The organism is Terrisporobacter mayombei, assembly GCF_020748465.1.
Classification (GTDB): Bacteria; Bacillota; Clostridia; order Peptostreptococcales; family Peptostreptococcaceae; genus Terrisporobacter; species Terrisporobacter mayombei.
In genome coordinates, this window is record NZ_JAHZMP010000001.1 from 875,411 (window position 1) to 886,662 (window position 11,252).

Annotated in this window: 9 protein-coding genes; 2 read left to right on the forward strand and 7 right to left on the reverse strand. The window is 26.3% G+C overall.

All coding sequences use genetic code 11. From position 1 onward, the window contains the following. Nucleotides 1–167: 167 nt before the first annotated feature. The 3 genes from sstT to K0039_RS04280 form a co-directional block, all read right to left on the reverse strand. Nucleotides 168–1,394, reverse strand: a complete 1,227-nt coding sequence (sstT, locus tag K0039_RS04270; RefSeq protein WP_228103794.1) for a serine/threonine transporter SstT — start codon at nt 1,392–1,394, stop codon at nt 168–170. Between the two features lie 426 nt (nt 1,395–1,820). Next, the gene (locus tag K0039_RS04275; protein ID WP_228103795.1) at nt 1,821–2,102 is read right to left on the reverse strand and encodes a hypothetical protein; all 282 of its coding nucleotides are present in this window, start codon (nt 2,100–2,102) and stop codon (nt 1,821–1,823) included. 63 nt (nt 2,103–2,165) lie between these two features. Continuing rightward, the gene (locus K0039_RS04280) at nt 2,166–3,059 is read right to left on the reverse strand and encodes an SPL family radical SAM protein (protein ID WP_228103796.1); all 894 of its coding nucleotides are present in this window, start codon (nt 3,057–3,059) and stop codon (nt 2,166–2,168) included. Between the two features lie 245 nt (nt 3,060–3,304). Here K0039_RS04280 and K0039_RS04285 point away from each other — a divergent pair, with 245 nt between their 5' ends. Next, a complete protein-coding gene (locus K0039_RS04285; RefSeq protein WP_228103797.1) occupies nt 3,305–3,775 on the forward strand; it encodes a hypothetical protein in 471 nt (156 codons plus the stop codon). Nucleotides 3,776–3,824: 49 nt separating this feature from the next. Here K0039_RS04285 and K0039_RS04290 read toward each other — a convergent pair whose 3' ends face one another. Further along, the gene (locus K0039_RS04290) at nt 3,825–6,158 is read right to left on the reverse strand and encodes an ATP-dependent DNA helicase (RefSeq protein ID WP_228103798.1); all 2,334 of its coding nucleotides are present in this window, start codon (nt 6,156–6,158) and stop codon (nt 3,825–3,827) included. 205 nt (nt 6,159–6,363) lie between these two features. On the opposite strand from K0039_RS04290, the gene K0039_RS04295 reads away from it, so the two are divergent. Continuing rightward, nucleotides 6,364–6,822 (forward strand): hypothetical protein, encoded by a 459-nt coding sequence (locus tag K0039_RS04295; protein WP_228103799.1) that lies wholly within the window; start codon nt 6,364–6,366, stop codon nt 6,820–6,822. 53 nt (nt 6,823–6,875) lie between these two features. Here the strand turns inward: K0039_RS04295 and K0039_RS04300 are convergent, their stop codons facing one another. From K0039_RS04300 to asnA, 3 genes are all read right to left on the reverse strand, one after another. Further along, nucleotides 6,876–8,564, reverse strand: a complete 1,689-nt coding sequence (locus tag K0039_RS04300) for an ABC transporter ATP-binding protein (RefSeq protein ID WP_228103800.1) — start codon at nt 8,562–8,564, stop codon at nt 6,876–6,878. A 32-nt stretch (nt 8,565–8,596) separates the two neighbouring features. After that, nucleotides 8,597–9,718, reverse strand: coding sequence for a GGDEF domain-containing protein (locus K0039_RS04305; RefSeq protein WP_228103801.1), 1,122 nt, complete (start codon nt 9,716–9,718; stop codon nt 8,597–8,599). 503 nt (nt 9,719–10,221) lie between these two features. Continuing rightward, complete coding sequence (asnA, locus tag K0039_RS04310) at nt 10,222–11,226, reverse strand: aspartate--ammonia ligase (protein WP_228103802.1); 1,005 nt, start codon at nt 11,224–11,226, stop codon at nt 10,222–10,224. Nucleotides 11,227–11,252 lie beyond the last annotated feature (26 nt).

The following is an 11,252-nucleotide window of genomic DNA, read 5'->3' on the forward strand; positions in this document are numbered from 1 at the left end:
TTCAATAAAATCTTTAGACATATTTCTCCCATATTAATATGACAATAATTTTATCTAATTATGGTCAACTCACAAAACAATAGAATTATTGTAAAAATAAAACCATATTGATTTAAATATCAATATGGTTTTAATATATTATCTCTATTAATCTAAGATTAAAATTATTAAGCAGTTTTTTTCATAGATTCTTTTCTTCTCTTACCAAACTCTGCAACTGCAGTGTAAAGAACATCTGTTGAAGAGTTTAATGCAGTTTCAGCAGAGTCTTGTATAACTCCAACTATAAATCCAACACCAACTACTTGCATTGCTATTTCGTTTGGTATTCCAAATAATGAACAAGCAAGTGGCACTAGAAGTAATGACCCTCCAGCTACTCCTGATGCTCCACAAGCAGATACTGCAGATAACACTGATAATATTATTGCTGTTCCTATATCAACTTTTATTCCTAAAGTATGAGCAGCAGCTAAAGCAAGAACTGATATTGTTATTGCAGCTCCACCCATGTTTATAGTAGCCCCTAAAGGTATTGATACTGAATAAGTATCACTATCTAATCCTAAATCTTTACAAAGTTTCATGTTTACTGGTATATTTGCAGCAGAGCTTCTTGTGAAGAATGCTGTAATTCCAGATTCTCTTAAACATCTTAATACTAATGGATATGGATTTTTTCTTATTGCTATAAAAGTTATTATTGGATTAACTATTAAAGCAAAGACTGCCATACTTCCTAATAACACAGCTATTAATTGCCCATAACTGAATAATGATTCTATTCCAGATGTTGCTATTGTATCAAATACTAATCCCATTATACCAAATGGTGCTAAATTAATTACCCATCTAACTGCTTGAGATATGGCGTCAGATACATTTACGATTACTTGCTTAGTTGAATCTGATGAATTTTTAAGTGCAAGTCCAAGAACAACAGCCCAAGTTAACACCCCTATATAGTTAGCATTTGCTATTGCATTTACTGGATTGTCTACTACATTCATTAATAAAGCTTTTAGTACCTCGCCTACACCACCTGGAGGTATTACTCCTTCAGCTCCTGCAGTAAGTGTTAATGTTACCGGGAATAAGAAACTCCCCACAACAGCTACTATACCAGCTATTAATGTACCAACAAGATATAAAGTTATTATAGATTTTATATTTGTTTTTTGTCCTTCTTTATGCTGACATATTGCTGCCATAACTAAGAAAAATACTAATATTGGAGCTACAGCTTTTAAAGCTCCTACGAATAATGATCCTAAAATTGCTATTGGTGCTAATTGCGTTGGTACAGTTAAGGCAAACGTTATACCGATTACTAAACCAATAATGATTCTTTTTACTAAACTAATGCTGTTCCATTTGTTGATTAGTTTTTTCATTTTCTCTCCCCCCCAAGTTTTTTCTTGAATTTATAATATCATTATTCGACAACGTTTTCAAGAAAAAAGCCCGTTTTTTGTGAAAAAGTTTTCACACCCTTATAATTGTACTTCTATTTCAAATTTAATTTAAGAATCTATTATTAAATATTGATTCACTAACCCTTTGCTATGGCAGTATTGCAGCTACTCCTATTCTTATTTTAGATAGTTTTCTCAAAATAAAGTTATTATCTTTTTCATACGTCCATCTTCTGAAAACATTTGCCCGCATTTTATTTTTAAGCAAATCAATATTATTAATTTATTGTATTATTAATCTACAGCTTTATAGCTTTCTTAATATTTTTTACGCTTACTGTTCATATGTTTTTTACAATTTTATCCAAAATAAAAAGGAATGGTTTAAACCACTCCTTTTTTCATCTATAGCTTTTCTTGCATATATGTAAATACCGTTTCAACATACTTAGCAAAATCATTTTCATCACTCGGAAAAGAATATTCTTCTATAAATTCCATTGTTTTATGTAAAACTAACTTATAAATAGCTTTTTTATTATCTTCTTCTAATTCAACGTGCCCTCCTGTTTCTGGATTTATTAGAGAATCTAATAAATAATCGGTGCATCCTTGTGTTAATTCTGTAATCTCTTCTATTTCAGCAAGTTCTTCTTCACTTATATTAAATTCATTTATGCCTGTCATAATATTTCTTCCCTTCTAAATTTGTATTTGTAATATATCATAAAAGAATATATATAACAATAATTAAAACCAAGTTATCTGTGTTATTTCATAATTATGCTTGTAGTCCTCTATAATATCTTCCATTTTGTATAAAATATTATATTTTTCACATTCTTCTTTAAAAATTTTCCATAAATAAGTTGCATTTGGTGACGGATGTTCATATACATCTCCAAATACATTAATATACATTTTATCTAAGTTTTCTTTTGGGAATATTCTTCTCAATTGTTGAAAGTAGTATTCTCTTTGATTATTTCTAAGCGTTACTCCCATACCATATGCGAAAATAAATTTTCCGCCACATTCATGTACTTTTTTTATAATATTTTTTATATTATATTCATTATCATTGATAAAAGGTAATAATGGCATAAGCAACACACCCGTATATATGTTATTATCACTTAATTCTTTTATAGCCTTAAATCTTTCATCTGATGTACATACTTTTCTTTCAATTTTTTTGCACAATCCATCATCAAAAGTTGTAATTGTCATTTTAACTATAACCGGAGAGTGGCTTTGTATTTTTTTCAGTATATCTATATCTCTAGTTATTAAATTACTTTTTGTAGCAATTGCGATTCCAAATCTGTATTCATCAATTATTTTTAAAGCTTCTCTAGTCAGTTCATATTTTTTTTCAAAAGGATTATAAGGATCACTCATTGCTCCCGTTCCAACTACACCTTTTTTTCTTTTACATTGAAGTTCTTTTTTTATTATTTCTATTGAATTTTCCTTTATTCTTACTCTGTCAAAATCTATAATTTGATAACAACTACTTCTAGAGTCACAATAAATGCACCCATGACAACAACCTTTGTATATATTCATATTGTAATTAATTCCAAACCAATGTTGATTTTCATTATATGAAGATATGATTGCTTTTGTTGGTATAAATTTCATAAAACTTCAGTCCCTTCTTTTTTTGCTGAGTATTATATTTAGAAAACTCCAAACTAATTTCATTATATTTATGGATTATATCATAAAAAGAATCTCTCAACATATATTATATAAATTTATTAATAAAGGTTGTGGATATGCCATAAATAAATTTTTTACAACTGAATAAAAATTACCAATAATATTTATACTCAAAATATAGTAATCATTATATAATTATTACTATAACAACTTGGAGGTAGGAAATGAAACTAAAAAATTTAATTCACTATAAAGATTTTGATTCAGATAATATTATATTCAATTCTCTAACACAAAGTACTGATGATGAAATACTAACTTATGTAATTAATGTTACATCTGATTTGTTAAATGGAGTTTTTTTAGCTAATGATTTTAGAATAAGCTCAAAAGAAAATCTAATAAACTATGATGAAAGAGATCTTGGAGAATTAGCTACATATATGTGTATAACACCTTTTGTGCAATCTACTTTAGCAAAAGAAACTAACTGGCAAGAAAAAGCAACTTCTTACTTAGAATGTTTTATAGGATATATTATCGGTACTATGGATAAAGAGGAATTTTTAAGCAATTTAATGGAAATGAGAGAAATATTAAATATTTCTAATAAGTTTTATACAGGATTGATTATTTACTTTAGTGAAAATAAAAAAATTATAATTAATGGCATATTAAATAAACTACAATTTTAATTTTTGCATAAGAAAACACTACCAAACTGTAGTGTTTTTTTATATTAACTTACTCATTATCCCAAAATCTTTTGCATAAATTCTTAATATCATTAGGTTTTTTTATCCTCACATAAGGATTCCATTCTTGCGGAAAAAGACTTTTGTATCTATAACTTGAATATCTATTGTCTAGAAGTAAAATTACCCCTCTATCATTTGAAGTCCTAATACATCTCCCCACAGCCTGAAGTACTTTTGTCATTCCTGGATAAACATAAGCATAATCAAATCCTTTATTATTCTCATTTAACTGGTCCTTTATTATATCTCTTTCTATGTTTATTTGTGGCATTCCAACTCCCACAACAATAACGCCTATTAGCTTATCTTCTGTTAAATCTATACCCTCTGAAAAATGACCTCCCAGGACACAAAATCCCACATGAGTTTCTTTATTATCATTAAATAAATTTAAGAATTCTTCTTTTTCTTCCTCGCTCATATTATTTTCTTGTATGATTACATTAAGTTCTTCATACTTATCTCTAATTTTTTCATAAGCCAATTCCATATATTTATATGACGGGAAAAATACCATATAATTACCAATTTTGCTTTCTACACAAACTTTAATATATTCTACTAAATCTTCTACTGTATCTTCTCTTTTATTATATTTAGTGGAAATATCTTCTCCTATCATTATCAATCTGTTTTTTACGTCAAAAGGACTCTTTAAATTTATTACAAAGTCTCCATCCTCACTACCGTAAATATCTTTATAATAGCTTAAAGGTGTTAACGTGGCAGAAAAAATTGTTGTAGATTTAGATTTATTCATTTTCTCAATAATTAAGTCTGAAGGATTTGCACAAAATAATTTTACATTAATACCTATTAATTCATCACTATATATAGTTCTATAGTTATCATTATAGAACGTTGAAATAGATAAAAATTTATTAACTTCAAAATACAAATCTAGTAGTTCGGAGTTTTCTTCATTAGTTCTTGATAAATATTCATCCATAAATTTCATTAAAATATTAAATAGCTCTATAAGCGATTTAGGTAATTCCTCTTCAATAATATGCTTCTCTTTTATTAAATTTAATACTTTTGATTTATCTGTAAAATATTTTTCTATTTCTTTTATTGTATTTAATATTCTTTTATCTTTTTTGCCTATTATTTTCTTCATTTTTATAAAAATTTGTTGATTTATTTCAGCAGAATACATATTTCTACTTCTATCTAATAAATTGTGTGCCTCGTCCACAAGAAATATAAAATCTGTTTTTTTTACATCAAAATATCTTTTTAAGTAAACCCTCGGATCAAATATGTAATTATAATCACAAATAATTACATCACTAAACATGGTTAAATCAAGGCATAATTCAAAGGGACATAATTTATAAGCTTCACTTATTTCATCAATATTTTTTCTACTAAAATCATTATATTTACTTAAAATTTGCTTAAGGGCATTGTTTATTTTGTCATAGTATCCATTGGCGTAAGGACAATAATCTGGATTACAATTAACCTCTTCCATCTTACATATTTTTTCTTTTGCAGTTATTGTTACACTTCTCAAATTTAAATTTTGTTTTTTCATCAATCTTATAGTCTCATTTACTACTTCTCGCGTTATAGTTTTTGCTGTAAGGTAAAAAATTTTTGAAGTTTTCTCTTCTCCCATTGCTTTTATAGCTGGAAAAAGTGTTGATATAGTTTTTCCAGTACCTGTTGGTGCCATGGCAAAACATTTTCTGCTATCTACTATACTTTTATAAACTCTCACTGCAAATTCTCGTTGTCCTGACCTATATCTTTCAAATGGAAACTTCAATTTTTTAATGGAGTCATTTCTTATTTCCATCCATTGTTTCTCCATATTTGCCCATAGTTTATATTCATTAACCAACTTAAAGAAAAACTCTTCCAATTCACTTAGTTGGAACTTTTTTCTTAATATTCTTGTAGATTTATTTTCTATATTATAATAAGTTACTTGTAAATCTATTTTATGTAAATCATTATGGATACAATACATATATCCATAGCATTTTACCTGAGCCCAATGAAGCGGATTGCTATCTTCATCTATTAATAGTAAATCTTTTGTAGTAGTTTTTATTTCATCAATTATAACTTTACTATTTTCAATTAATAGCCCATCCATCCTTCCTTCAACTTCTATTTCTACTTCATCAAAAGTAAATGTATGTTTTATAGATACTTCCGAAGTATATTCACCTCCATAGGATTTTTGTACTTTTTGATGGCCTCTGATTCCTTCAATTGCCTTTATATTTCCTACAAATCTGTTGTCTATACTTCCTTTTTTCATAATAAACTCAACTAAGTTTCTCACTGATATTTTTATTTTTTTCATAATAACTTCCTTATTAGCATTTTTATAAATATCTATGTTTTATCTTATTATATACAAATTTACTATAAATTTAAAACTAGCACAAATTTATCTACTTATTAATAAATGTAAATTTATGTAACATCCAAGGCTATTATGCCATATTATAGAATATAGACATTAAAGAAATATGTCTTAATATTATTACAAGGGAGGACAGTGAATTATGAATAAAGATAAAAATTCAATGAATAAAGTTAACTCTTCAAGTGCTAATACTTCTAACGCTTCTATTGTAGTTCAATTTACTGTTTATACTAGCGAAGAATACCTATCTGCCTTGTTAAGTACTCTTGGAGAAAATAACTTAAATATCTCTGCATATTATATATCAGAGAACAACAGACAACTAAAATTTGTATTTATAGTTGGTGAAGATGATGTTCAGTCTTCAAGCGATGTAAACATTACAAGAAATATATTAAAACAAAATAGATTTAAATTTGATGAAACAAAGGTAGTAAGACTATCAACACCTAATGATGTAGGTTTACTGGCATATCATTACAGTGAGTTGATTAAAAATTTAACAGTTTATAATTCTTACACTGGAGAAGATGGAAGCATTATATATGAAACTTGTTGCCCAACAAAGACTTTAAAAGCAGTAAATGAATTATATTAAAAACAAAAAGTGATGAATTGTTTCTTAATTCATCACTTTTTATTTTCAATTAATTATGCCGTTTCTAACTTATAAAAATCATAGAATTTCGCTTCTTTTTTTATTAAATCAGTAAAGTTGCCTTGCTCGATTATTTTACCATCTTCCATAAAAATTATCTCGTCATATAAACTTAATAATTCCTGACTCATTTTATGTGTAATCGTCATTAATGTAAGATTATCTAAATTTAATAACCTATTTTCAATATCATATCCAGTTTGCATATCTATTGCTGAAGTCCCTTCATCTAAGACAAGGATTGGTGTTTGTTGAATTAAAGCTCTTGCTATAGCAATTCTTTGTCTTTGCCCACCAGATAAGTTATTACCATTCTCACCTACAAAATAATCTAAGCCCTCTTCTAATTCATTAATAAATTTATCTGCACCACTTAATTTTAATATATTGTTTATATTATCATAGGAAAATTCCTCATATAAACAAATATTATCTTTTATGTTTTTATCAAACATATATACATTTTGATGAATGATAGAAATCATCTTATTAATTTTTTCTATGTTTACATTTCTAATTTCTTTGTCATCATACTTGATTTCTCCACTATAATCTGCATAGTATCCAAGAATTAACTTTGCTAAAGTTGACTTCCCACAGCCACTAGGTCCTACAATGGCATATTTTTTATTTTTCTTTATTTTTAAGTCTACATTTTCAAGAATATTTTTATTCTCTTCATATGCAAAATTCACATTACTTATTTCTATATAGTTTTCAAAGAAAGGATCTTCATTTCCTATAAAACTATTATCTTTATAGTTAGATATATCATCTAACCTTTTTATCACAGAAGTCATAGACGTAATCTTTGGAGCATAGCTCATTATCATAATAACAGGTTGAATAAAACTTCCTGATAATTGAACAATAGCAATTAATGTTCCCATAGTAATATTTCCTTTTAAAACTAAATATGCTGATAAAAATACTGCAACAAATTGAGTTCCCATACCAAGTAATTGGGATAAAGTTTCGTTTATTACTAGTAATTTATCCGCTTCGAACTTAGTCTTAGCTAAATCTACATTTTCTTTTTCAAACTCTTTAAATGCATCTTTCTTTAAATTATAAGATCTTATAACATCGTATCCACTAAGCATATCTTTAATTACAGTAGTAAATGATGTAAGTTTATTAGAAAGGTTCATCTGTTTACTTTCTAGTTTTTTTCCAAAAATACTTGGTACTATAAAGATTAATAACATACTTATAAATAAGCAACCTGTCACTAATGGACTTAAATATAGCAATATACCTATTGTTGCTAAAAATGCCACGGAAAACTGTAAAACTAATAATAAAGATGTAATATAGTTTTCTTCTACTAATTTAATATCATTTGTCAGTGCTGATATGTAGTCTGCTGTATTTTTAGAATTAAAATCTTTATAGTTATGATTTATTATACCCGAAAAGATTTTACTTCTAAGTTCCCTCGTTACATTCCTAATAAACATTTTGCTCAGGATATCATAAATAAAATATAATAATCCCATAATTCCGCAATATATTAGAGTAAAAATTAAAATTTTTTTAAATCCTTCCATATCTCCATTCATTACTTTGTCTATAGTTGATTGTAGTAATAGCGATACACCTACCATGGTTATGGACGATATAACACTAAATATTATTGTGATAAATAATAATATCTTATTCTTTTTAATACATTCCTTCATAAATGTCCCCCCTCTGCCTTTATAACAATTAATTAATGTAACTTTTTCTTTATTTTTTGCTTATTTATGTACATTAACTCATCAATATCTTTAATATAATCAGTAATTCGTGAATAATTATTATAAAATTTTTTATAACCAGTACTTATGGTTAATTTATATGATTTATTTAATTTAATATTATATTTACATAACTGAAGATTTATATCTCTAATTATACTATTTACTTGAATTTCATTTTCTTTGTAAATAATTATAATAAACTCATCTCCACCCATTCTACCTACTTTCCCTATATCTTTAAAATAATTTTTTAGGAAATTAGCAATATTTATTAAAGCCTTATCTCCTTCATTATGTCCGTAAGTGTCATTAATAAGTTTAAAGTCATTAACATCCACATAGATAAGTGAAAATGGCCTATTCTTATTTATAAAGTTATTATATATATATAATTCACTAGTCATTCTATTCCATACACCTGTTAGATTATCATATCTTAAAAGTTTTTCCTGGATATATATATAATGTATTACTAAAGATATTCCTACAGATCCCCAAATAAGTAATAAATTATTAAAAAATATTTGAATAATGGCTGCAATAAAAGGTATAGCTTCAAACATAATCAAATTTATATATTCTTTATCTTCTGTTTTTTCTTTATTTTTAAATATAATTATTAAGCTTGTTATAAAATAAAAATATGTTATGATAATCGATGTAAAAAAAAAGGTACCTCTGCTATATATATTTAGATTATTAACTTCAAATATAAATCCATATTTATAGCTCAATAAACTGATTGCAAAATTTATTATTAATGGCATTATAATAAGTTTTGATTTTGGCTCCAGATTAAAATATTGCAATAAATATATCATCCATAAAAATGCTGAAATCGGATATAATCCAAACCCTATGATATTAATTATTTTTGTAATAGGAACAAGAATAGTACTATGATGTAATAATAAAATTTTATCTAATATTTCTAAAATTATAATTATAGTAGTGGTAATTATTAAATAAACATAAGTTTTATTTATTTTTTCATCCATTTTAAATTTTGTTTTATACGTATGCAGTATGACTACCAAAAAAATAACCACAATTATATCTAAATCTATAATTGGTAAAATTACTTTATACATTTTTCCCCCTCATCAGTAAGAAATTACTATTTTCATATTACTTTCTTATCTAAATTATATACAAATGTATAGAAAAATGTATTACAAAATTTGTAAAATATAATTTTCAATATAGTTAAATACTTCATGTGGTAAAATTCCTAAAACTGTAACAAACCATTCATTTAACATATTTTCTGCAATATCCATGATATTTTTGTCTCTTTTAGCACTTTATCTCCTATTAATTTTTTATATCAATGAATATAATTCTTTTTCAAATATTAACTTTTTCATTTTCTACAAGAGTTTTAATTATTGTATTTTTACTATTTATATTTTAAATTATATTTAATGTTTTGCCTACAAAAAAAGTAGTTTTGACAACTGGACTTACGTTATCAAAACTACACATTGTATTTTTATTTTATCCTATTTTAAAATTTTCAATGTAAGCAAAACTTTTATTACATAATATGATTTTTATTGAAACTTGGTAATCTTTTTTATTAAAAATTCACAAATTATAATAAAGTTATTCCTGCTTGACTACATTCTTCAATCATATCTTGAGGCCATATACCTACTTGTACTTCACCTATATGAGCTTTATTTAAGAAGAACATACATATTCTAGATTGACCTATACCTCCGCCTATTGTATATGGTAATTTTCCATCTAACAAATCTTTGTGGTAATCTAATTCTTTTCTGTCTTCACATTTAGCCGCTTTTAATTGTCTTTCTAATGCTTCTTCATCTACTCTAATTCCCATAGAAGAAAGTTCTATAGCACTATCTAATACTGGGTTATAGAATAATATATCTCCATTTAAATCCCAATCATCGTAATCAGGACTTCTTCCATCATGTTTTTCTCCACTGCTTAATACTTTTCCTATTTGCATTAAGAAAACTGCTTTTTTGTCTTTTACAATAGCATTTTCTCTTTCTTTTGCACTTAAATCTGGATACATGTCTAGTAGCTCTTGTGAAGTTATGAAAGTTATTTCTTCTGGTAATACACATTCTACTTCAGGATATATCCCATGAACATGTTCTTCAGTTTCCTTAAAAACATTATATAAATCTCTTACAACTTTTTTTAATGTTTCCATAGTTCTATCTTCTTTATTTATTATAAGTTCCCAATCCCATTGATCGACGTATAAAGAATGTAAGTTGTCTAGTTCTTCATCTTTTCTAATAGCGTTCATATCAGTATATAAGCCTCTACCTACAGGGAATCCGTACTTTTTAAGAGCCATTCTCTTCCATTTAGCCAAAGAATGTACTATTTCTGCATCTTTTCTTAAATAAGGAACTTGAAAGCTCACTGGTTTTTCCACACCATTTAAGTTATCGTTTGTTCCTGTTTCTGGTAAAACAAATAATGGAGAAGATACTCTTGTCAATTTTAACATTTCTCCTAATCTATTTTCAAAAAAATCCTTTAAGTCCTTTATTGCCTGTTGAGTTTCTATAACCCCTAAACTTGTCTCATATCTTTCTGGTATTACTAAACACATATTACTTCACTCCTTTTGATTTATTA